25 protein-coding genes and 1 riboswitch are annotated in these 19,596 nt (G+C 60.4%); of the genes, 13 read left to right on the forward strand and 12 right to left on the reverse strand.

The annotated features are described in order from the left end of the window. Window positions 1-145: 145 nt before the first annotated feature. Both IMW75_RS00215 and IMW75_RS00220 read right to left on the reverse strand, forming a co-directional pair. Window positions 146-361: a TIGR02450 family Trp-rich protein gene (locus tag IMW75_RS00215; RefSeq protein ID WP_045059236.1), complete on the reverse strand. Its 216-nt coding sequence runs from the start codon at window positions 359-361 to the stop codon at window positions 146-148. After that, window positions 358-1,344, reverse strand: a complete 987-nt coding sequence (locus IMW75_RS00220; protein WP_045059237.1) for an NAD(P)/FAD-dependent oxidoreductase — start codon at window positions 1,342-1,344, stop codon at window positions 358-360. Before IMW75_RS00220 ends, IMW75_RS00215 begins: the two co-directional genes overlap by 4 nt. A 195-nt stretch (window positions 1,345-1,539) precedes the next feature. Here IMW75_RS00220 and IMW75_RS00225 point away from each other — a divergent pair, with 195 nt between their 5' ends. Both IMW75_RS00225 and hemH read left to right on the forward strand, forming a co-directional pair. After that, the gene (locus tag IMW75_RS00225) at window positions 1,540-2,442 is read left to right on the forward strand and encodes a TIGR01777 family oxidoreductase (RefSeq protein ID WP_045059238.1); all 903 of its coding nucleotides are present in this window, start codon (window positions 1,540-1,542) and stop codon (window positions 2,440-2,442) included. Between the two features lie 13 nt (window positions 2,443-2,455). Next, complete coding sequence (hemH, locus tag IMW75_RS00230) at window positions 2,456-3,481, forward strand: ferrochelatase (protein ID WP_205891596.1); 1,026 nt, start codon at window positions 2,456-2,458, stop codon at window positions 3,479-3,481. Between the two features lie 114 nt (window positions 3,482-3,595). On the opposite strand, the gene IMW75_RS00235 is transcribed toward hemH, so the two are convergent. Both IMW75_RS00235 and upp read right to left on the reverse strand, forming a co-directional pair. Next, the gene (locus IMW75_RS00235; RefSeq protein WP_205891597.1) at window positions 3,596-4,870 is read right to left on the reverse strand and encodes a uracil-xanthine permease family protein; all 1,275 of its coding nucleotides are present in this window, start codon (window positions 4,868-4,870) and stop codon (window positions 3,596-3,598) included. A 2-nt stretch (window positions 4,871-4,872) separates the two neighbouring features. Then, complete coding sequence (gene upp / locus IMW75_RS00240; protein WP_045059241.1) at window positions 4,873-5,511, reverse strand: uracil phosphoribosyltransferase; 639 nt, start codon at window positions 5,509-5,511, stop codon at window positions 4,873-4,875. Window positions 5,512-5,674: 163 nt separating this feature from the next. Between upp and IMW75_RS00245 the strand changes: the two genes are divergently transcribed. The 4 genes from IMW75_RS00245 (at window position 5,675) to IMW75_RS00260 (ending at window position 7,698) form a co-directional block, all read left to right on the forward strand. Further along, window positions 5,675-6,232: a hypoxanthine-guanine phosphoribosyltransferase gene (locus tag IMW75_RS00245; protein WP_007905841.1), complete on the forward strand. Its 558-nt coding sequence runs from the start codon at window positions 5,675-5,677 to the stop codon at window positions 6,230-6,232. A gap of 3 nt (window positions 6,233-6,235) precedes the next feature. After that, window positions 6,236-6,709, forward strand: a complete 474-nt coding sequence (locus IMW75_RS00250) for a WbuC family cupin fold metalloprotein (RefSeq protein ID WP_045059242.1) — start codon at window positions 6,236-6,238, stop codon at window positions 6,707-6,709. Window positions 6,710-6,861: 152 nt separating this feature from the next. Next, entirely contained in the window at window positions 6,862-7,347 is a 486-nt protein-coding gene (locus IMW75_RS00255) for a hypothetical protein (RefSeq protein ID WP_205891598.1), read from the forward strand. A 63-nt stretch (window positions 7,348-7,410) separates the two neighbouring features. Continuing rightward, on the forward strand, window positions 7,411-7,698 hold the full coding sequence (locus IMW75_RS00260; protein ID WP_205891599.1) for a PA4642 family protein: 288 nt from the start codon (window positions 7,411-7,413) through the stop codon (window positions 7,696-7,698). A gap of 53 nt (window positions 7,699-7,751) precedes the next feature. On the opposite strand, the gene mqo is transcribed toward IMW75_RS00260, so the two are convergent. Together mqo and IMW75_RS00270 are read right to left on the reverse strand one after the other, a co-directional pair. Next, a complete protein-coding gene (gene mqo / locus IMW75_RS00265) occupies window positions 7,752-9,260 on the reverse strand; it encodes a malate dehydrogenase (quinone) (RefSeq protein WP_045059245.1) in 1,509 nt (502 codons plus the stop codon). A 737-nt stretch (window positions 9,261-9,997) separates the two neighbouring features. Next, entirely contained in the window at window positions 9,998-10,231 is a 234-nt protein-coding gene (locus tag IMW75_RS00270; RefSeq protein WP_045059246.1) for a hypothetical protein, read from the reverse strand. Window positions 10,232-10,426: 195 nt separating this feature from the next. Between IMW75_RS00270 and IMW75_RS00275 the strand changes: the two genes are divergently transcribed. Continuing rightward, window positions 10,427-11,011: a YajG family lipoprotein gene (locus tag IMW75_RS00275; RefSeq protein ID WP_045059247.1), complete on the forward strand. Its 585-nt coding sequence runs from the start codon at window positions 10,427-10,429 to the stop codon at window positions 11,009-11,011. 58 nt (window positions 11,012-11,069) lie between these two features. Here the strand turns inward: IMW75_RS00275 and IMW75_RS00280 are convergent, their stop codons facing one another. Next, window positions 11,070-11,276 carry a hypothetical protein gene (locus IMW75_RS00280; RefSeq protein WP_045059309.1) on the reverse strand — a complete coding sequence of 69 codons (207 nt, stop codon included), beginning with the start codon at window positions 11,274-11,276 and terminating at the stop codon, window positions 11,070-11,072. A 193-nt stretch (window positions 11,277-11,469) separates the two neighbouring features. Here IMW75_RS00280 and IMW75_RS00285 point away from each other — a divergent pair, with 193 nt between their 5' ends. Continuing rightward, window positions 11,470-11,748 (forward strand): hypothetical protein, encoded by a 279-nt coding sequence (locus IMW75_RS00285; protein ID WP_045059248.1) that lies wholly within the window; start codon window positions 11,470-11,472, stop codon window positions 11,746-11,748. Between the two features lie 38 nt (window positions 11,749-11,786). Here the strand turns inward: IMW75_RS00285 and IMW75_RS00290 are convergent, their stop codons facing one another. Further along, window positions 11,787-12,950 carry a 1-acyl-sn-glycerol-3-phosphate acyltransferase gene (locus tag IMW75_RS00290; protein WP_205891600.1) on the reverse strand — a complete coding sequence of 388 codons (1,164 nt, stop codon included), beginning with the start codon at window positions 12,948-12,950 and terminating at the stop codon, window positions 11,787-11,789. A 139-nt stretch (window positions 12,951-13,089) separates the two neighbouring features. On the opposite strand from IMW75_RS00290, the gene IMW75_RS00295 reads away from it, so the two are divergent. The 4 genes from IMW75_RS00295 to IMW75_RS00310 all read left to right on the forward strand — a co-directional run bounded on the left by IMW75_RS00295 (window position 13,090) and on the right by IMW75_RS00310 (window position 15,152). Further along, window positions 13,090-13,272: a CPXCG motif-containing cysteine-rich protein gene (locus IMW75_RS00295; protein ID WP_122838762.1), complete on the forward strand. Its 183-nt coding sequence runs from the start codon at window positions 13,090-13,092 to the stop codon at window positions 13,270-13,272. 12 nt (window positions 13,273-13,284) lie between these two features. Continuing rightward, on the forward strand, window positions 13,285-13,545 hold the full coding sequence (locus IMW75_RS00300; protein ID WP_045059251.1) for a putative signal transducing protein: 261 nt from the start codon (window positions 13,285-13,287) through the stop codon (window positions 13,543-13,545). 35 nt (window positions 13,546-13,580) lie between these two features. After that, complete coding sequence (locus IMW75_RS00305; RefSeq protein ID WP_045059252.1) at window positions 13,581-14,204, forward strand: SOS response-associated peptidase; 624 nt, start codon at window positions 13,581-13,583, stop codon at window positions 14,202-14,204. Between the two features lie 129 nt (window positions 14,205-14,333). Continuing rightward, window positions 14,334-15,152 carry a M48 family metallopeptidase gene (locus IMW75_RS00310; protein ID WP_045059253.1) on the forward strand — a complete coding sequence of 273 codons (819 nt, stop codon included), beginning with the start codon at window positions 14,334-14,336 and terminating at the stop codon, window positions 15,150-15,152. Between the two features lie 145 nt (window positions 15,153-15,297). On the opposite strand, the gene IMW75_RS00315 is transcribed toward IMW75_RS00310, so the two are convergent. The 3 genes from IMW75_RS00315 to IMW75_RS00325 all read right to left on the reverse strand — a co-directional run bounded on the left by IMW75_RS00315 (window position 15,298) and on the right by IMW75_RS00325 (window position 18,144). Next, window positions 15,298-15,882, reverse strand: a complete 585-nt coding sequence (locus tag IMW75_RS00315) for a TMEM165/GDT1 family protein (RefSeq protein ID WP_045059254.1) — start codon at window positions 15,880-15,882, stop codon at window positions 15,298-15,300. A 111-nt stretch (window positions 15,883-15,993) separates the two neighbouring features. Beyond that, a riboswitch (yybP-ykoY riboswitch) is annotated at window positions 15,994-16,095 on the reverse strand. 51 nt (window positions 16,096-16,146) lie between these two features. After that, complete coding sequence (locus IMW75_RS00320) at window positions 16,147-17,145, reverse strand: class I SAM-dependent methyltransferase (RefSeq protein WP_045059255.1); 999 nt, start codon at window positions 17,143-17,145, stop codon at window positions 16,147-16,149. Window positions 17,146-17,178: 33 nt separating this feature from the next. Continuing rightward, window positions 17,179-18,144 carry a 2-hydroxyacid dehydrogenase gene (locus IMW75_RS00325; protein WP_045059256.1) on the reverse strand — a complete coding sequence of 322 codons (966 nt, stop codon included), beginning with the start codon at window positions 18,142-18,144 and terminating at the stop codon, window positions 17,179-17,181. A 132-nt stretch (window positions 18,145-18,276) separates the two neighbouring features. Between IMW75_RS00325 and IMW75_RS00330 the strand changes: the two genes are divergently transcribed. Further along, window positions 18,277-18,906 (forward strand): LysE family translocator, encoded by a 630-nt coding sequence (locus IMW75_RS00330; RefSeq protein WP_045059257.1) that lies wholly within the window; start codon window positions 18,277-18,279, stop codon window positions 18,904-18,906. Window positions 18,907-18,948: 42 nt separating this feature from the next. Here the strand turns inward: IMW75_RS00330 and IMW75_RS00335 are convergent, their stop codons facing one another. Next, window positions 18,949-19,581, reverse strand: a complete 633-nt coding sequence (locus IMW75_RS00335) for a CatB-related O-acetyltransferase (protein ID WP_045059258.1) — start codon at window positions 19,579-19,581, stop codon at window positions 18,949-18,951. Window positions 19,582-19,596: the final 15 nt, after the last annotated feature.

A 19,596-nucleotide genomic window follows, 5' to 3' on the forward strand; every position in this document is an offset into this window, starting at 1 on the left:
GCGGGGGTTGCCACGGGCGGCGTTTAGACTGCCAGGACTCTGCAGGAGCGAGCTTGGTGACGAGGGTGGTGAACGAGGACGTGGGGAATCTGGATGAACGCGACGTCTGGGATTTCTTCGCGAGCAAGCTCGCGCCTGCCGGTGGTTAATTCCAGCCCAACTTCCAGGCGTCGCTGTTTTTCAGGGCTTGCCAATCCATGCGTTGATTGCGTTTGGTTAATACCGCCTGCAACTCAATTTCCAGCACCACACCTTCCTCATCACGGAACAGCTCGGTCACCATAAAGTGTTTTTCGCGGTGTTGCGGTTGGGCTGCTGTCCATTTCGACAGCAGCAGTTTACTTGGGTTGATGCGATTCATTGCAAGTGCTCGTGCAGACGACGGGCAGCTTCCTGGCCGCTGAGCCAGGCGCCTTCGACGCGGCCCGACAGGCACCAGTCGCCACAGGCATAGAGTCCCAGATCGGCGTCAGCCAGGGTGCCCCATTCATGGCTGCTGGCTGGACGGGCGTAGAGCCAGCGGTGGGCCAGGCTGAAGGTGGGCGCCGGCATGGCGCTGTGCAGCAATTCGGCGAATGCGCCGTGCAATTGTTCGATCACGGCTTCCTTGGGCAGGTCGATGTGTTGCCGGCTCCAGGCACTGGTCGCGTGCAGAACCCAAGTGTCGAGCGCGGTGTCACGCCCGGGTTTGCTGCGGTTGCGCGCCAGCCAGTCGAGCGGGCTGTCCTGCACGAAACAACCTTCCATAGGTGTGTCCAGCGGCTGGTCGAACGCCAGTGCGATGGCCCAGGTCGGATCCATTTTCACCCCGGCGGCGGCACCGGCGAGCTTAGGCGCCGAGGCGAGCAAGGCAGTCGCCTGCGGGGCGGGGGTGGCAATGACCACGTGGCTGAATGGGCCATGGGTAAAGCCTTCGGCGTCCTGCAGGTGCCAGTGCTGTTCACCGCGGTAGACCTCGGTAATCCGGCAACCGAACTGCACTTCCAGGTCGCCCAGCAGGCCGCGAGTGATGGCGCTCATGCGCGGTGTGCCAACCCAACGGGTCTGTTCATCCGGCGACAGGTTCAGTTGGCCACCGTGGAAGGTGTACAGCTGCGGCGTCCACTCGGCGACCCAACCCTGGGCTTGCCAGCGCTGCACTTCCGTGGAGAAGCGGCGGTCACGGGCAGTGAAATACTGCGCGCCCATGTCCAGAGCCCCCGCATCACTGCGCTTGCTCGACATGCGACCGCCACTGCCGCGGCTTTTATCGAAAAGTTGAACAACATGCCCGAGCTCTGTCAGGGCTTGGGCGGCGGAGAGCCCGGCGATGCCGGTGCCGATGATTGCGATAGGTACAGTCATAGGGGCCTCGTTTACCTTTCTGTACAGACTACGCCGTGGTTTAAACCTGTACAATATTGTTTTTTGGTATAACTTTTAGCGTTCTAGTTCTGACAGGTTGGCCTATTGTTTAAACAGACACTGCCCGATACCAAAGATCCCTGCTTATAAAAATAGACTAGTGAGCAGGATAAAAGGCCACGCGAGGAAGAAGTCATGCACATATTGCTGACCGGCGGTACTGGTTTGATAGGACGCCAACTCTGCCAACACTGGTTGAGCCAGGGACACACGCTGACCGTCTGGAGCCGCCAACCGGAAAAGGTCGCGAAAATATGCGGCGCCCAGGTCCGTGGAATTGCCCGGCTGGAAGACCTCGGGCAGGCACCTTTGGATGCCATCATCAATCTGGCAGGCGCGCCCATTGCTGATCGACCCTGGACATCCAGACGCAAGGCACTGTTGTGGAGCAGCCGCATCACCCTGACCGAATCCTTGCTGGCCTGGCTGGAAACCCGTGAACAGAAACCAGCGCTGCTGATCTCCGGTTCTGCGGTCGGCTGGTATGGCGACGGAGGCGAGCGCGAGTTGACCGAGGAGTCGGCACCGGTGATTGACGATTTTGCCAGTCAGCTGTGCATCGCCTGGGAAGAAACTGCCCAGCGTGCCGAGGCCTTGGGCCTGCGCGTCATCCTGATCCGCACCGGGTTGGTGTTGTCGGCCGATGGCGGCTTTTTGTCGCGCCTGTTACTGCCTTTCAAACTCGCGATGGGCGGGCCTCTGGGTAATGGTCGGCAGTGGATGCCGTGGATCCATATCAAGGATCAGGTCGGCCTGATTGATTTTCTTCTGCACCAGAACACCACCAGCGGTCCTTATAATGCCTGCGCGCCGAAACCGGTGCGCAACAGCGAGTTTGCCAAGACCCTGGGTGCGGTGCTGCATCGTCCAGCGTTCATGCCAATGCCGAGCCTGGCGTTGAAAGTGTGCCTGGGGGAAATGTCCCTGTTGTTGCTGGGTGGCCAGAAGGCCATGCCGGTCCGCTTGCTGGAAGCGGGTTTCACCTTCCAGTTCACCGATTTGCGTGCGGCTTTGGACGACTTGTCCAGCCGCCTTTGAAATAGGACGTTGCATGACCGATCACGCATTGCTTCTGGTCAACCTTGGCTCCCCGGCCTCCACTTCGGTGGCGGATGTGCGCAGTTACCTCAATCAATTTCTGATGGACCCGTATGTAATCGACTTGCCTTGGCCGGTGCGACGCCTGCTGGTCTCGCTGATCCTGATCAAGCGCCCGGAACAGTCGGCGCACGCCTACGCTTCGATCTGGTGGGAGGACGGCTCGCCGCTGGTGGTGCTCAGCCGTCGTCTGCAGCAGGCCATGACTGCGCACTGGACCCAGGGGCCGGTTGAGCTGGCCATGCGTTACGGCGAGCCGTCGATCGAGTCCAAACTGTTGCAGCTGGTTGCCCAGGGCCACAAGCGAATTACCCTCGCACCGCTGTATCCGCAGTTTGCCGATAGCACCGTGACCACGGTGATTGAAGAGGCGCGGCGGGTCGTGCGCGAGCACCAGCTGGATGTGCAGTTCTCGGTGCTGCAGCCTTTTTACGATCAGCCGGAGTACCTCGACGCGCTGGTTGCCAGTGCCAAGCCATACCTGGAGCAGGATTACGATCACCTGTTGTTGAGTTTTCACGGCTTGCCCGAGCGCCACCTGACCAAGCTGGATCCCACGGGGCAGCACTGTTTCAAGAATGAAGACTGCTGCAGAAACGCTTCGCCAGAAGTGTTGGCCACCTGTTATCGGGCCCAATGCCTGCGCAGCGCGTCGGAGTTCGCCAAACGGATGGGGCTGCCGGACGGCAAGTGGTCGGTGTCATTCCAGTCGCGCCTGGGTCGGGCGAAGTGGATCGAACCGTACACCGAAGCCCGCCTTGATGAGTTGGCCGGAATGGGGGTTAAGAAGGTGCTGGTGATGTGTCCGGCGTTTGTCGCCGATTGCATCGAGACCCTGGAAGAGATCGGCGACCGCGGGCTGGAGCAGTTCCGTGAAGCGGGGGGAGAGGAGTTGGTGCTGGTGCCGTGCCTGAACGATGACCCGCAGTGGGCTAAGGCGTTGAGCACGTTGTGCGAGCGAGCGCCTTTGGCGCTGTAAAAGCATCGCGGGCAAGCCTGGCTCCCACAGATTTCATGTCAGTGCGCATCCATGTGGTTCGACTGAGGATCTGTAGGGGCAAGGCTTGCCCGCGATGGCGATTTCAAAACTGGCTTACAGCAGAGGCTCATCCGCCTTTTTGTGCTTCCAGCTGTCATGCCCTGGCAGCAGCAAGTTAAGGGCAATGGCCACCACCGCGCACAGCGCAATGCCTTTGAGGCCGAAATCGTCCGGCCCTGTGCCAGTGCCGACCAGCACCCCGCCAATCCCGAATACCAGTGTCACCGACACAATCACCAGGTTGCGCGCTTCGCCCAGATCGATCTTGTGGCGAATCAACGTGTTCATCCCGACTGCCGCGATCGAGCCGAACAACAGGCAGAGAATCCCGCCCATCACCGGTACCGGAATGCTTTGCAGCAGCGCGCCGAATTTGCCGACGAACGCCAGGCTGATGGCGAAGACCGCCGCCCAGGTCATGATCTTCGGGTTGTAGTTCTTGGTCAGCATCACCGCGCCGGTCACTTCGGCATAAGTGGTGTTGGGCGGGCCGCCGAACAGGCCGGCTGCCGTGGTTGCAATGCCGTCACCCAGCAGGGTGCGATGCAGGCCCGGCTTCTTCAGGTAGTCACGACCAGTCACGCTGCCGACTGCAATGACACCGCCGATGTGTTCGATCGCTGGCGCCAGGGCCACCGGGACGATGAACAGGATCGCCTGCCAGTTGAACTCCGGTGCGGTGAAGTGCGGGATCGCGAACCAGGGCGCGGCAGCAATCTTTGCGGTGTCGACCACGCCGAAATAGAACGCCATGGCGAACCCCACCAGCACACCCGAGATGATCGGCACCAGGCGGAAAATGCCTTTGCCGAATACCGCCACGATCAGGGTGGTGAGCAGGGCGGGCATCGAGATCAGCATTGCCGTCTGGTAAGGAATCAGCTCGGCACCGTCGCCCGCCTTGCCCATCGCCATGTTGGCGGCAATCGGCGCCATGGCCAGGCCGATGGAGATGATCACCGGGCCAATCACCACCGGTGGGAGCAGGCGGTCAATGAAGCCGGTGCCCTTGATCTTCACGGCGAGGCCGAGGAAGGTGTAGACAAAACCTGCTGCCATCACGCCGCCCATGGTTGCCGCCAGGCCGAACTGGCCTTTGGCGAGAATGATCGGAGTGATGAAGGCAAAGCTCGACGCCAGGAATACCGGGACCTGACGACCGGTGACGATCTGGAACAGGATCGTCCCCAACCCTGCGGTGAACAGCGCCACGTTAGGGTCCAGACCCGTAATCAAAGGCATCAGAACCAGGGCGCCAAAGGCCACGAACAGCATCTGCGCGCCGGACAGCACCGTGCGCCAGAGCGGATCGTTGAACTCATCCTGCATGCTCAAGCGTCCTTCTGCTTGGTGCCAAAGATCTTGTCACCGGCATCGCCCAGGCCCGGGATGATGTAGCCGTGTTCGTTCAGTCTTTCGTCGATCGAAGCGGTGTAGATGGTCACGTCCGGGTGAGCCTTTTCCACAGCGGCAATGCCTTCGGGCGCCGCAACCAGCACCATGGCGCGAATGTCGCGGCAACCGGCTTTCTTCAGCAGGTCGATGGTCGCAACCATGGAACTGCCGGTGGCCAGCATCGGGTCGATGATCATCGCCAGACGCTCGTTGATCTCCGGAACCAGTTTTTCCAGGTAGGTGTGAGCCTGCAACGTCTGTTCGTTGCGGGCCACGCCCACGGCGCTGACCTTGGCGCCCGGGATCAGGCTGAGTACGCCTTCGAGCATACCGATGCCGGCGCGCAGGATCGGTACCACGGTGATTTTCTTGCCGGCGATTTTCTCGACCGACACGGTGCCGCACCAGCCTTCAATGTCGTAGGCTTCCAGGGGCAGGTCTTTGGTGGCTTCATAGGTCAGCAGGGCACCGACTTCCTGAGCGAGCTCGCGAAAGTTCTTGGTGCTGATGTCTGCACGGCGCATCAGGCCGAGTTTATGACGGATCAGCGGATGGCGGATCTCGAGGATGGGCATGGGAAAAGCTCCGGCGGCGGGCAAAAAAACCGGCTTAGATTAATCTATCCGAGGGTGTTGTCCTATAGACATAGAGTACGTTAGTCCACAAACGCTTGATCTGGCCTGGCTTGATGCGTACCTTTGCCCGCTTTTCCCGAATCCGCCACCCTTGGAGAGCGCCATGTCCGCTGATCTCGAGCATATCCGTCAAATCATGCGAGAGGCTGACTGCCTGTACACCGAAGCTGAAGTCGAGGCGGCCATCGCCCGCGTCGGTGCGCACATCAACGAGCAACTGGCTGAAAGCAATCCTGTGGTGTTTTGCGTAATGAACGGCGGCCTGATTTTCGCCGGCAAGCTGCTCACTCACCTGCAGTTCCCGCTGGAAGCGTCCTACCTGCACGCCACCCGTTATCGCAACGAAACCAGCGGCGGCGATCTGTTCTGGAAAGCCAAGCCGGAAGTGTCGTTCATCGACCGTGACGTGCTGATCATCGACGACATCCTCGATGAAGGTCATACCCTGGGAGCGATCATCGACTTCTGCAAGCACGCCGGTGCGCGCAAGGTGCACACCGCCGTGCTGATCGACAAGGACCACGACCGCAAGGCCCGCCCGGACCTCAAGGCCGATTTCGTCGGCCTGCCGTGCATCGACCGCTACATCTTCGGTTACGGCATGGACTACAAGGGTTACTGGCGCAACGCCAATGGGATTTTTGCCGTCAAGGGGATGTAAGCAATGACCACGCCGAGCTTTCTTGATAACACGCTGTTCGCTGAACTGGCCGAGAAAGCGGCGGCGAATCCGCGCGGGCGCCAGCATCATAACTTTCATCAGATGGAAGATGCCTGCCACCGCATGGCGGTAGGTCTGCAGCCGAGCACATACATTCCGCCTCACCGGCATTTGGGTGACAACAAGGCGGAAACCCTGCTGGTACTCAAGGGGCGTCTCGGGCTGTTGATCTTTGATGAGTCGGGAGCGGTGGTGAGCAAGCGTATCCTCCAGGCGGGTGGCGACAGCATTGGCGTTGACCTGCCCACGGGCGTGTTTCATGGCCTGGTGGTGCTGGAAGCCGACAGCCTGATGTTCGAGTGCAAGGCCGGCCCGTATCGCCCGGTAGGTGAAGGCGAACTCCCGGATTGGGCTCCCCGCGAAGGCGAGCCCGGTGTGGCCGAATACCACGCCTGGATGCGCGCGCAGTTCGATTGATCTTCGATCCCTGTGGGAGCGAGCCTGCTCGCGATAGCGGTGTGTCAGCCGCGAAGATGTCGCCTGGCCTGACGCTATCGCGAGCAGGCTCGCTCCCACAATGAATGATGTTGGCGCATGCTAAAGTGCTGGCCTCTTCTTCGGAGCCCCTCATGAGCCTTTTGATTCGCAGCTGCGCCGTCCTGTTACTGACCGCAAGCCTGCCCCTGGCCGCAGCCCCTGCGCCGATGCACTCGCAGTTCCTGCCCCCCGATGACCTGAACGTGCGTGACGCCGAACCTGATCAACAGCAATTGCTCCAGGTCACCGAGTACTCGGTGGTGGTGGGCAGCCAGCGCCAGTCGAACCAGCAGCCCATTCCCGTCACCTCGCCGCTGATGATCCGCCTCAAGGGCAAGTCCCTGAACAAAGGTGCGACCATCAATCAGGTGCTGGTCAATTTTGACGGCGAAAGCAAAAGCCTGAAGAAGCCGACCTACGACAGCTCAAGCAAGACCCTGACGCTTTTCTACCCAATGGCGCAATACCGGGTGGTGATCGACTTGTTGCGCAACGACACCGTGTATTGCCAGTTCCTCAGCTACGCCAACGGCCACGTTTGGGCCGACCTGCACACGGGCAGCGTTCGTCCGCGTTGAGTACGGCGCCAAGTGAGGGGTAAACTGCCCGCCCCGTGAAATGTCTGCGAGCTGGAGTCGGCAATGCGTAAAGATAAGAAGCAAGTGATTGGTGACGAGATCGGCGATGAGCAGATCAAGTTGTTCCTCGATTTCGAGCCGGTCGACGCCACTTCGCCGTCGCTGCACAAACTGATCAAGGCCTACCGCGGCTTGCGCATCGATGATTTCGAGCGATTCCTGACGTTTTTCGTCGAGGCCGGGCATGAGCTCGATGGCAAGGATGAGCAGGGCAATGACTTCGTTGCGGTGATCAAGGATCAGCGCAACGCGGCCGAATACATCGAGCTGATCAAAAAAGCTCGCGGTTAAGATCTTTTACCAACAAAAAACGCCCCAATGGGGCGTTTTTTTGTGAGGCCGAATCAAGCGTAGCTTTCGGTCTCGTTACTGGCTTCAACCAGTTCCAGCGCAACGTTGTTGTGCGCATTGATCTTGCGATACAGCGCCGCGTCGGTTTCCAGAACCTTTTCCCGAGCCGGGAAAATTTCCGCCAGCTTGGCCGCCCATTCACCCGACGCCTTGTTCGGGAAGCACTTCTCGATCAGCTCGAGCATGATCGAAACAGTCACCGATGCGCCCGGCGAAGCACCCAGCAGTGCTGCCAGGGAACCGTCCCTGGCCGCAACCAGCTCGGTACCGAACTGCAGGACGCCGCCTTTTTTCGGGTCCTTCTTGATGATCTGCACCCGTTGGCCGGCCACTTCCAGGCGCCAGTCTTCGGCTTTCGCTTCAGGGTAGAAACGGCGCAGGGATTCCAGGCGCTGTTCCATCGATTGCATCACTTCGCTGACCAGGTATTTGGTCAGGTCCATGTTGTTCTTCGCCACGGCCAGCATCGGGCCGATGTTGCCGGCGCGAACCGACAGCGGCAGGTCCATGAAGGAGCCGTGCTTGAGGAACTTGGTGGTGAAACCGGCGTAAGGTCCGAACAGCAGCGACTTCTTGCCGTCGACCACGCGAGTGTCCAGGTGCGGCACGGACATTGGCGGCGAACCCACGGCAGCCTGGCTGTAGACCTTGGCCTGGTGGTGCTTGACCACTTCCGGGTTGTCGCAACGCAGCCACTGGCCGCTGATCGGGAAGCCGCCGAAGCCTTTGCTTTCCTCGATACCGGACGCCTGCAGCAACGGCAGCGCCGCGCCGCCCGCGCCGAGGAAGACGAATTTGGCGTCGACTTCACGGGTGCTGCCGCTGTTGACGTCCTTGATGCTGACGGTCCAGCCGCCGTTATTACGCTTGAGACCGGTAACGCGCTTGCAGTACTTGACCTGGGCATCGGGGGCGCTGGTCAGGTGCTTGAGCAATTGATTGGTCAGGGCGCCGAAGTTGACGTCGGTACCATTCATCACGCGAGTGGCGGCAAGCACTTCGCCGGCTGGACGGCCGGGCATCATCAGCGGCATCCACTCGGCCATGGTGGCCTTGTCTTCGGTGTATTCCATGTCCGAGAACGCGTGGTGCTTACTCAGGATATTGAAACGTTCCTTGAGGAAAGACACGCCGCTGTCACCCTGCACGAAGCTCAGGTGAGGGACCGGGCTGATGAACGATTTGCACGAGCCGAACGTGCCTTTGCGGGTCAGGTAGGACCAGAACTGCTTCGACACCTCGAACTGGGTATTGATGTGCACGGCTTTCTTGATGTCGACGGTGCCGTCGGCGGCCTGCGGCGTGTAATTAAGCTCACACAGCCCGGCATGACCGGTACCGGCGTTGTTCCACGGGTTGGAACTCTCCGCGGCACCGGAATCCATCAGCTCGACGACTTCCAGCTTGATCGCAGGGTCGAGCTCTTTGAGCAGTACGGCCAGGGTGGCACTCATGATGCCGGCCCCTACCAGTACTACGTCGACTGCTTCGTTATGCGCCATTTAACGCGTCTCCAAAATCTGCAGCACCAAATTGTCGGCATGGCTGCCAGGTGTTCCGGGGCGTGTCAGTGATGCCCCAGGTACTCATGGCCAGGATCTCCATGTCCGAATCTTCGCAATTTATCGCAACTTCGACGGACGCTACCGGCCGGGCCTATGAGCTACATGAACTCATTTCAGCGCGCGGGAGGCAATTCGACTTATGGTCGATACATCCGTTTGTGCAACCAAATCCGTAGCGGACAGGCTTCAGGCTCCGGTGTTCGAGGAGTACTCGGTCCTGTGTCGTTGGGCTGTTTCAGACGCTAATGGTGCATATTCAGACGCAAAACTATTCATTTGCTCGCCACACTCTTGTGAAGTTGTGAAAACCCGTTTTTTTCACGCTCTTTTGAAGACGTGAACCTCAAAAAGGGCTGTCCCAGCCTGGCACCGTGCCCGGATGTATCGCCTTCATGGAGTGCATGACAGGCAAAACGGGCAAACAGCTCAGTGACCGAGCGTAACGACAGCTCTGCAGATTCGCGAAAAGTAGGGGTTTTGCTCAGGAAACAGCAAGCACGCCAGCTTCACTCGATCTGTGTGGGCGGCTCTCTGTGGGCGATGTCGAGGGTCAATACAGGCGCATTGACAATGTTGCGGGGCCCGATCAGGAGACGTCCTTATAATCGGGGGGAGATTGTAGCGAAGAAACGCAGGGAAATGGTCGTGTTTTATGACTTTTGTTCGGCGTCCGGTCAGGTGGTCAACATACGCGGCGCCCGCGCACGTGGCTGGCGCTGGATCACCCGGGCACTTTGAGGCAGTGGCTGGTGCAACCAGTTGAGGCGGATCTCGTCGATTTCGACCCAGCCGTCCCCCATTGGCTGGAGGCTGCACTGCTTGAACGCCTGGCAGCGACCCTGGCGGTCGAGCAGAGCAAAACAGCGGTGCAGGGGGCGGGGGGCGAACAGCGAAATGAGAAAGCGCATGGCAAGATTCCTCCTGGGGTTGCCTGAAGGTTGGCATTGAGCGGTGACGGGACGGTGTATGAGCGATGACAGGTGTGTGACAGACAATGATTCCTAAATGCACTTCAGGCTTTTCCTTATTTGTGGCGCTGGTTCCCTGTCGTGGCGCACAGCTATACTGCGACCTTGTTTGTGCCTGATTCTGGAGAGAAGAGCATGTTGCAACGCTTGTTGTTCGGTTTGATCGCTGTGACCAGTTTGACCCTCGTCGGCTGCGCCCACAGCCCGCAACAACTGAGCCCGGAGCCGAAGCTGACCACGCAGCTCGCGCCCGTTGGCCATGGCCAGCAGGTGGTGGTGCGGGTGGTGGATGGCCGTCCTTCGCCAACCCTGGGTACCCGCGGTGGCATGTACCCGGAGACCAGCGCGATCACCGTGCAAAGTGCGCAGATCCTGCCGAAGCTGCAGGCCCAGGCTGAAGCAGCCGTGCGTTTGCTGGGCTTCACCCCGGTTTCCAGCGCCAATAACGCGCCGCAATTGACTGTGACCCTGGCCGAGCTCAAGTATCAGTCGCCCAAGGAAGGCATGTACGTGACCGAGGCTACCATCGGCGCCACGTTCCGCTCCGATGTGCAGAATGCCAATCGTCGTTACAGCGGTCGCTACGGCGCCTCCCTGGACCAGCGTTTCGGCATGGCACCTAATCAGGAAACCAACACCAAGCTGGTCAGCGATGTGTTGAGTGATGCGTTGACGCGCCTGTTCAAGGACCCGACAGTGGGTCAGGTGCTGGGCCAATAAGCGTTCGCGAGATGAAAAAAGTATGCCCGGGACCAGAAATGGCCCGGGCATTTTTATGTCAGGCCGCCTGGGAATAGAAATCCAGCACGCTGATCCCCGTGAGCAAATCCGTCTCCGGCAAGTCCTCATGCTGATGCCCGCCCAATGCGCAATACACCAGCCAGTGGCGGTCCTGGACATTGAAGGACAGGCTTCCCACAAGGTTCTGCTGTTCTTCGCTTGCGGCGATCAGGTAGAGGCGATCCTGGTTTTCGGCGTGCAGCATGACGTTTTCCGTGTCGGTTTCGAGGGGCGCCAGACTGACCCAGTCAGATGACGTCGCCGTGACACAGAACAGCATTTGCTCAGTTTTTCGTTATTTGTCGGAAAGGTGGGGCAGGTGGGCGGCCTTTCGGTAGAATCCGCGCCGCAGTCGTCGATCTGGCGACTTGCCATATCCGATTCGCCAGAGGTTCGTGATGTCGCTGCATTTGATGACGCTGTTTATCGCCCATCCCGCCAAGTTGATCAACCTGCTGGCCCTGCTGCTCGCCTTCCCGGGCAGCTGGCTGCTGCATGCCACCCGTCGCCGCGAGCAGCGCGCACTGGCCAGTATCGAGGCCCAGCGCCAGAGCCGGCCAAGCGTGGAGCCGACCCTGGATTGGGCGACCTTGCGCATGAACCGGTTTTTCTATCGCTTTGGTTTTGCGTGCCTGGCGCTGGCGCTGGTCGTGTCGTGGGTCAGCACGCAGTTTTGAACCTCTAAAAGAAGATCGCAGCCTGCGGCAGCTCCGGCCTATAGGGGCAATCCGGCCTTGACCCGATACTGATTACGCACCGGCGTCGCATACTGCTGGATGAGGTATGGACGATGTTCCGCAGGGCATTCGTCCAGGCGCCGCTGCCACTCCTCCTGAGCCTTGGCCAACTCATCCGCCGCAAATACCTTGGCCGCGTCTGGCACCTGCAGTTGCGGATCCGCGTCCTGCCATTGGGCGTAGGCCAGGTAATGCACCGGAAACAGCCGATACCCCCCGAGAATCTGCTTGTCCATCTCGATCGCCAATTGCTTGGTGTCGTCGAAGACCTGGGTGATGGGCGCCGCAAAGTTCACATGCACTCGGCCCTTGTAGCCGGTGATTCCCTTGGCAATGCTGACATCATCCTCGCCCGGCACCTTGGTGTAGGTGCCAGTGGTGGCGCGTATGTACAGTTCGCGGGCCTTGGCCTGGTCGCAGGGATCGTATTCGTAGCTGATCGATACCGGAGTCAGGTTCAGAGACCGAATGACCTCGCCGAACGGCTCGTCCTTGCGGCTCATATGAAACATTTTGAGGATCGCCGACTCGGTCCGGTCATCACCATCCTTGGCCCGACCTTCAGCCTGGGCGATCCAGATCGAGGCGCAGTCGTTGCGGATCGAATGATTGATGTACGCCGAGAGCAACTGGTACGCCGCCATCTTTTCCCGGCGACCGGTGATCGAGCGATGCACGATGAAGCTCTTGTTCAGGCGCATCAGGTCGCTGACGAAGGGTTTCTGCAGCAGGTTGTCGCCAATCGCGATACGTGGGGTCGGCAGCCCCGCGTGGTATACGGCATAGTTGACGAAGGCCGGGTCCATCACGATATCGCGGTGGTTGGCGATGAACAGGTAGGCGCTGCCGGACTTGAATTGCTCGACGCCGCTGTAGGTGACGCCGTCGGTAGCACGCTCAATGGTGTGGTCGACATAAACTTCGACTTTATCCTGCAGGCTTGCCACTGAATTCACGCCGGCGAACTCACGCCGCAACCGATGAGCTATAAGAGGTTTAAGCGCCCAGCCAAGGGCTCCGGCAAAGCGCGGGAAGCGGAAGTGGGTGAGGATATCTAGCAACGCCTTGTCGCTGAGCAGCCGTGCCAGCACCGCCGGGACTTCGCTGTCGTCGTAAGGTCGGATGGTATCGAATTCGCCCATCATGCTCTCTTGTTGGAAACGGCTAGGGTAAGTAAAGGTTTTGATCAAACCAACGGGGCACGGTCTGAAAAATAGACAGACAAAAATAGCCCTGCAAATAGACCGGCGATTATACGCACAAGTCACCTGGGAGACCGCGATGCTGGAAACCGAGCGCTACGAATGTCCATATTGTGGTGAGCAAGCCGAGGCTGTACTGGACTTGTCCGGTGGCGATCAGACGTATATCGAGGACTGTCCGGTGTGTTGTCGCCCGATAACCTTTGTACTGCAGACCGATGGTCAGGAATGGTTGCTGGAAGTCCATAGCGAAAACGAGTGAAAGGGGCGTGACATGCAGCGGATCTACGAACCGGAAAACCTGATGGAAGGGGAGTTGCTGCAAGGCATGCTGGCCAGCGAGGGGATCGAGGCCCACCTGGTGGGGCGGGACCTGGTCGGAGGTACGGGAGAATTGCCCATCTACGGGTTGCTCGGGCTGTCGGTTGACAATGACCAGGCGGCCTACGCGCGTGAGCTGATCAGCGCTTACAATGCCGCGCTGCCGCTGCCCGGGGATGAACCGGAGAGTTTCCCCGGCACGCTGGTCTGTTAGGCTGGCGTTCGTTTGATCAAGAGTTGTGCTGCCCCATGTGTGGACGTTATGCCCTGTTTCGCTGGAACCCCGCCTTTGCGGCCCTGCCTGGTTTTCCCGCTGATCAGCAGGCCCAGTGGAACATATCCCCTACCGATTCGGTGCTGATGCTGCGCGCTGGCGCTGATGGCCAGCGCGAGTTGGCGCGCGCGCGCTGGGGGCTGACCCCGCCGTGGCTGACCGATCTTTCCCGCACGCCCGCGCATGCCCGAGCTGAAACCGTGGCCGAACAACCCATGTTCCGCGAAGCCCTGCGCCTGCGCCGTTGCCTGTTGCCGGCCAACGGGTTCTACGAATGGCGCGGCACCGCGCGCAAGCGTCCGTACTGGCTGACGCCGGGAGAGGGCGCGTCGCTGTTTTTCGCGGCAATCTGGGAGGCATATCCGGTGCAGGAGCAGGTGTGGTTGAGTACCGCGGTGATCACGCAGCCGGCCGCGAGCCAGCGTCGGCCATTGATTCTGGATGCCGCCGGGCAGCAAGCGTGGCTCGATCCAGAGACGCCGTTGCATGCCTTGCAGGCCCTGCTGGCGAGCGAGCCTGCGCCCTTGCGCGAGCGGGTGCTGGCCAACCTGATAAACGATCCAAAGCTCAATGGCCCGGAGTGTTTGACGCCGGGGTAGGCGCTGCCATGGGCAATTTTCGGCTCGGGTTCGGATCTTTTCCTCAAATGCGCGTCTGTATGTCTGTTGTATCTGGCGCCGATTTCATTCCGCGCCTAGGATACCGGCATGTTTTCAAGGAGCTTTTCGATGAACAAGACATTGGTTTTGTGTGCACTGAGCGCAGGTCTGCTGCTCGCCGGTTGTCAGTCGGTCAACACCACCAGCGGTGGCGCGGTAGGTGTTGAGCGCAAGCAGTACATGTTCAGCATGCTGTCGACCGACGAGGTCAACCAGATGTATGCCCAGTCCTACCAGAAGACCGTCGGTGAAGCGACCACCCAGGGCGTCCTGGACAAAACCAGCAATGATGCCAAGCGCGTCCAGGCGATTGCCAGCCGGCTGATCGCCCAGGCGCCGGTGTTCCGTCCTGATTCGGCGCAGTGGAAGTGGGAAGTCAATCTGATCAAGAGCGACGAACTCAACGCCAACTGCGGGCCGGGCGGCAAGATCATTTTCTACACCGGGCTGATCGACACGTTGAAGCTGACCGACGATGAAATCGCGGCGATCATGGGCCATGAAATCGCCCACGCCCTGCGCGAGCACGGGCGTGAAGCAATGTCCAAAGCCTATGGTATCGAGATGGCCAAGCAGGGCGCCGGTGCGCTGTTCGGCCTGGGCCAGGACAGCCTGGCGCTGGCGGACACCGTGGCCAACTACGGCATGACCTTGCCTAACAGTCGCTCCAATGAAAACGAAGCGGACCTGATCGGCCTGGAACTGGCCGCCCGTGCCGGCTACAACCCGAATGCAGCGATTACCCTGTGGAACAAGATGAGCAAGGTCTCGGAAGGTTCGCCGCCGGAGTTCATGAGCACTCACCCGGCTTCGACCAGCCGGATCGCTTCGCTGGAAGCAGCGATTCCGAAGGTGATGCCGCTCTACGAGAAAGCGCCGAAGTCTTGATAATCATGGGGTGATGCCGCTGACGCCTTCGCGGGCAAGCCCGCTCCCACAGGTCCCGTGGTGGCCACAATTTTGTGATCACCACCAACCCTGTGGGAGCGGGCTTGCCCGCGATGAACGTTAACTCGTTCTAAGACCTAGCGCGTCAAACCCACCCACTGCTCTGCATCGCCTTGTACACCGCAACGATCGCCAGGATGAAGAACGCCGAAGCCGCCAGGCGGCGAATCAGGGTCAATGGCAGTTTTTCCGCGGCAAAGTTACCCGCCAGAACCACCGGCACGTTGGCAATCAACATGCCCAGGGTGGTACCAATGATTACCAGCCACAATTCCGGGTACTGTGCTGCGAGTATGACCGTGGCGATCTGGGTCTTGTCGCCAATCTCAGCGAGGAAGAACGCGATCAGCGTGGTCACGAACGGCCCGAACTTGCGTGCGGTGCTGGCTTCGTCGTCATCCATCTTGTCCGGCACCAGGGTCCACAGCGCAGTGGCGGCGAAGCTCGCGGCCAGGATCCAGTGCAGCATCGCATCCGAGAAGAAACTGCCGACCCATGCGCCCACTGCGCCGGCAGCCGCATGGTTGGCCAGGGTGGCAGCGACGATGCCGGCGATGATCGGCCAGGGCTTGCGGAAACGCGCGGCGAGAATGAGGGCGAGCAGTTGCGTCTTGTCACCGATTTCGGCCAAGGCAACGATTGCGGTTGGAACGAGTAGAGAGTCCAGCATCAGGGATTTTCCTAAGGGGCGGGTCGACACGGCTATGACACGTACAGCCTCCCCGCCCCGGGTAAGGTGTTCGTGTCATAGGTCTTGTCAAACCCTGAGGTCCGTCTGTGCGGACCTCGAGGTCGCATACGCCATGGTCTGAGGACCAAGTATGTTGACGTATGCCGGACGAGCGTGGCGCTCGTGGGAGACTACTCCCCTAGGACGGAGCGGATTCTGCCTAGGCAAATCCGAATGAGCAAGTTTCTTTTTGCAGAAAAGATTTCAGCCGCGCTTGGCGCGATAGATCCTGAAGCCCTGTCCTTCGGCCTTGATCGCACACACGCCAAGGTGCTCTTCGATCAGCGGCTGGTACTTCAGGAAGCTGTTGGCAACCAGGCGCAGTTCCCCGCCGTTTTTCAGATGTTTGGCTGCTTTTCGCAGCAAGTTCTCGGTGGCGAAGTAATCGGTATGCACGCCCACATGGAACGGCGGGTTGCTTAAAATCGCGCTCAAACCCATGGGTGCCGCGTCGATACCGTCACCGGTTATCACGTCTGCTTCAAGGCCGTTGGCGGCCAGCGTCAGGCGACTGCTGGCGGCCGCGAAGGCGTCCACGTCGAGCAGGGTCACCTGATTGTGCGGATAGCGGCGCTTGACCGCCGCCCCCAACACACCGGCACCGCAACCAAAATCCAGCAAATGACCGCTTGGCAACTTGTCGAGGTGCTCGAGCAGCAGCGCACTGCCGCGATCCAGGCGGCCGTGGCTGAACACCCCGGGCAGGCTGATGACGGTCAGCGGTCCTTCAGACAGGTCCAGCTCATAAGTCTGGGCCAGGCTTTCCAGGGATTTGGCCTGTGGCGCATCGGCGACGGTGACCAGCCACAGCTGGCAGTGGCGCGCGCTGTCGAGCTTGCGCGGTTTGCCAAAAGGGTTGAGTTGCTTGGCGGCGCCTTCGATGCCGCTGCGCTTCTCGCCCACCAGGTACAACTCGCGACCGGCCAGGCGCGAGGCCAGGGCGTTGAGAATGTAGTCGGTGAGGTCCTTGGATTTGGGCAGAAACACCACCGCTGTTTCGAACTCGCGCTCTGGCGCGGTCACCCCAAATTGGCTGCGCCCGGCGAAGCGGGCATCGAGGGCTGCTTGATCGCCAGCGTGCCAGCACCAGCCGTGGGCATCGGGCAGGCGTCCCAGCAGATCATCGGCGGGCAACCCGGCGAGCAATACCGAACCCTGGAATAACTCGGCCTGACGAAGCAGTACTTCACTGCGCGGATCCATAATCTGCTCCCTGGAAAAAAGTGCCGCAGTCTATCAACTGACGACACGCAGCGCTTTACCGCTGAAGTATCCCTGCGCATTTTCCGTGAGTTGGCCGACGATCCGCTGGCGCGCTTCACGACTGCCCCAGGCGTTGTGCGGGGTGACGATCAGGCGAGGGATGTCGTCGGCCAGCAGTGGATTGCCGGCGGTCGGTGGCTCTACGCTGAGCACGTCGGTGGCCGCGCCGCCGAGGTGGCCGTTGCGCAAAGCGTCGGCCAGCGCCTGCTCGTCAATCAGGCCACCTCGGGCCGTGTTCACTACAAATGCGCCCGGTTTCATCGAGGCCAGCTCCGGGGCTCCAATGAAATGGCGGGTGTGTTCGTTCAGTGGGCAGTGCAGGGTCAGGGCGTCGATCTGCGGCAGCAGCTCTGCCAGCGGCAGTCGATCCGGCCTGGCTGGGCGCCCCGGTATCTGGCCCAGCAGCACGCGCATGCCGAATGCTTGCGCCAGCCGGGCGACGGCGCCACCCAGTTCGCCATGCCCCAGCAAGCCAAGGGTCTTGCCTTCCAGTTCGACGATCGGATAGTCCAGCAGGCAGAACTGTTTCGCCTGTTGCCAGCGTCCTTCGTCCACGGCTTTCTGGTAGTCGGCCAGGCGCGTTGCCAGGTTCAGCAGCAACATGATGGTGTGTTGCGCCACCGAGGGTGTGCCGTATCCCTGGCAGTTGCACACGGTGATGCCGTGGGCGCGCGCGGCCGCCAGATCGACATTGTTGGTGCCGGTGGCGGCAATCAGGATCAGCTTCAGCCCGGGGCTCGCGGCGATTGCGGCTGCATCGATCACGGTTTTATTGCTGATGGCGACAGTCGCGCCCTTGAGGCGCTCGATCACCTGGTCTGGCGTTGTCTGGGCGAACAGTTGCAAGTCGCTGAAGCAATCGCGCAACGGTGCCAGGTCGAGGTCGCCCAGGTCCAGGGAAGGATGGTCGAGGAAAACTGCGCGGTGAGTGTTCGTCATCAACTGTACCTTTTGTGCATTGATCTGAAGGCGTAATCTGCCGAGCCTAACAGATGAAACAATCAGTTACTCATCGCAGGGCTGACCTATACGCCGCTGGATTTCGCCAGGCCTGCCACTAAGGATTTGCGCATGTATTGGACAGAGTTCTTGACCGTTGCCCTCATTCACCTGCTCGCCGTGGCCAGCCCCGGCCCGGACTTTGCGGTGGTGGTGCGCGAAAGCGTGACCCACGGTCGTCGCGCCGGCACTTGGACTGCACTGGGGGTTGGCTCGGCGATATTCCTGCATGTGGGTTATTCGCTGCTGGGCATTGGGCTGATCGTGTCGCAATCGATCGTGCTGTTCAACGCCTTGAAATGGGCCGCTGCCGCGTACCTGCTGTACATCGGATTCAAGGCGCTGCGTGCGAAACCGGCCAAGCCGGTGACCGACGACCTGCACAAGGAAGCCGGTGAGCGCACTGCCCGTGGCGCCTTCACTTCGGGCTTTGTGACCAATGGTCTGAACCCGAAGGCCACGCTGTTCTTCCTGTCGCTGTTCACGGTGGTGATCAACCCGCACACGCCGTTGTCGGTGCAGGCTGGCTACGGCGTCTATCTGGCGGTGGCCACGGCGATCTGGTTCTGCCTGGTGGCGATGCTGTTCAGCCAGCAGCGAGTGCGCGCCGGATTTGCGCGCATGGGCCACTGGTTCGATCGGACGATGGGCGCGGTGCTGATTGCCATCGGGGTGAAACTGGCGTTTACCGAAATGCATTGAAGGAACTGGGGAGCGCCGCGCCATCTTGTCGCGGCCAATCCGTCACCCGGGTTGATTCGACTGGCGCTGGCGGACGTAATCCAGAAACCCGTCCATGTCACTGCTGCACAGCACCCGTGACGCAGTCTTCACCTCTTCCATCGGCCAGTCCCACCAGGCAGATGCCAACAGTTCCTGGCGCACGTCTTCCTCGAAGCGCCAGCGAATGTGCCGGCTGGGGTTGCCGCCAACGATCGCATAGGGTTCCACGTCACGGGTGACCACGGCCCCCGCGGCGACTACCGCGCCATGACCGATGGTGACGCCCGACAGGATCAGCACATTGGCGCAGATCCAGCAGTCGCTGCCGATTACCACATCACCCTTGGTCGGGCTGCACCCGGGAATATCCCGGGCTTCGTCAATCATCAACGGGAACGGGTAGGTGCTGACCCAGTCGGTGCGATGCCCGCCGCCGAGCAGAATCTGCACGCCTTCGGCTATCGAGGTGTAGGAGCCGACCTTCAGGATCGTATCGTCACCAAATTCCATGACCTCGGGAATGCCATAGGTCCCCACGCCTATTTCATAGCGGGGGTAGCGCAGGCGAATTTTCTCTGGCGCCCGCTGCAGTTTTTCCAGGCGCTTGAGGTGCTTGCGGATTTTTCGTTGTTTGAGTTTTTCGAGAAATTTCATGGCCAGGCCTGGAAG

Origin of the sequence: Pseudomonas gregormendelii (assembly GCF_017114825.1) — a bacterium.
Taxonomy (GTDB): Bacteria; Pseudomonadota; Gammaproteobacteria; order Pseudomonadales; family Pseudomonadaceae; genus Aquipseudomonas; species Aquipseudomonas gregormendelii.

Coding starts and splice junctions, on each gene's coding strand:
- IMW75_RS00215 (WP_045059236.1), bottom strand. CDS start 361: ATGAATCGCATCAACCCAAGTAAACTGCTGCTGTCGAAATGGACAGCA.
- IMW75_RS00220 (WP_045059237.1), bottom strand. CDS start 1,344: ATGACTGTACCTATCGCAATCATCGGCACCGGCATCGCCGGGCTCTCC.
- IMW75_RS00225 (WP_045059238.1), top strand. CDS start 1,540: ATGCACATATTGCTGACCGGCGGTACTGGTTTGATAGGACGCCAACTC.
- hemH (WP_205891596.1), top strand. CDS start 2,456: ATGACCGATCACGCATTGCTTCTGGTCAACCTTGGCTCCCCGGCCTCC.
- IMW75_RS00235 (WP_205891597.1), bottom strand. CDS start 4,870: ATGCAGGATGAGTTCAACGATCCGCTCTGGCGCACGGTGCTGTCCGGC.
- upp (WP_045059241.1), bottom strand. CDS start 5,511: ATGCCCATCCTCGAGATCCGCCATCCGCTGATCCGTCATAAACTCGGC.
- IMW75_RS00245 (WP_007905841.1), top strand. CDS start 5,675: ATGTCCGCTGATCTCGAGCATATCCGTCAAATCATGCGAGAGGCTGAC.
- IMW75_RS00250 (WP_045059242.1), top strand. CDS start 6,236: ATGACCACGCCGAGCTTTCTTGATAACACGCTGTTCGCTGAACTGGCC.
- IMW75_RS00255 (WP_205891598.1), top strand. CDS start 6,862: ATGAGCCTTTTGATTCGCAGCTGCGCCGTCCTGTTACTGACCGCAAGC.
- IMW75_RS00260 (WP_205891599.1), top strand. CDS start 7,411: ATGCGTAAAGATAAGAAGCAAGTGATTGGTGACGAGATCGGCGATGAG.
- mqo (WP_045059245.1), bottom strand. CDS start 9,260: ATGGCGCATAACGAAGCAGTCGACGTAGTACTGGTAGGGGCCGGCATC.
- IMW75_RS00270 (WP_045059246.1), bottom strand. CDS start 10,231: ATGCGCTTTCTCATTTCGCTGTTCGCCCCCCGCCCCCTGCACCGCTGT.
- IMW75_RS00275 (WP_045059247.1), top strand. CDS start 10,427: ATGTTGCAACGCTTGTTGTTCGGTTTGATCGCTGTGACCAGTTTGACC.
- IMW75_RS00280 (WP_045059309.1), bottom strand. CDS start 11,276: ATGCTGCACGCCGAAAACCAGGATCGCCTCTACCTGATCGCCGCAAGC.
- IMW75_RS00285 (WP_045059248.1), top strand. CDS start 11,470: ATGTCGCTGCATTTGATGACGCTGTTTATCGCCCATCCCGCCAAGTTG.
- IMW75_RS00290 (WP_205891600.1), bottom strand. CDS start 12,950: ATGGGCGAATTCGATACCATCCGACCTTACGACGACAGCGAAGTCCCG.
- IMW75_RS00295 (WP_122838762.1), top strand. CDS start 13,090: ATGCTGGAAACCGAGCGCTACGAATGTCCATATTGTGGTGAGCAAGCC.
- IMW75_RS00300 (WP_045059251.1), top strand. CDS start 13,285: ATGCAGCGGATCTACGAACCGGAAAACCTGATGGAAGGGGAGTTGCTG.
- IMW75_RS00305 (WP_045059252.1), top strand. CDS start 13,581: ATGTGTGGACGTTATGCCCTGTTTCGCTGGAACCCCGCCTTTGCGGCC.
- IMW75_RS00310 (WP_045059253.1), top strand. CDS start 14,334: ATGAACAAGACATTGGTTTTGTGTGCACTGAGCGCAGGTCTGCTGCTC.
- IMW75_RS00315 (WP_045059254.1), bottom strand. CDS start 15,882: ATGCTGGACTCTCTACTCGTTCCAACCGCAATCGTTGCCTTGGCCGAA.
- IMW75_RS00320 (WP_045059255.1), bottom strand. CDS start 17,145: ATGGATCCGCGCAGTGAAGTACTGCTTCGTCAGGCCGAGTTATTCCAG.
- IMW75_RS00325 (WP_045059256.1), bottom strand. CDS start 18,144: ATGACGAACACTCACCGCGCAGTTTTCCTCGACCATCCTTCCCTGGAC.
- IMW75_RS00330 (WP_045059257.1), top strand. CDS start 18,277: ATGTATTGGACAGAGTTCTTGACCGTTGCCCTCATTCACCTGCTCGCC.
- IMW75_RS00335 (WP_045059258.1), bottom strand. CDS start 19,581: ATGAAATTTCTCGAAAAACTCAAACAACGAAAAATCCGCAAGCACCTC.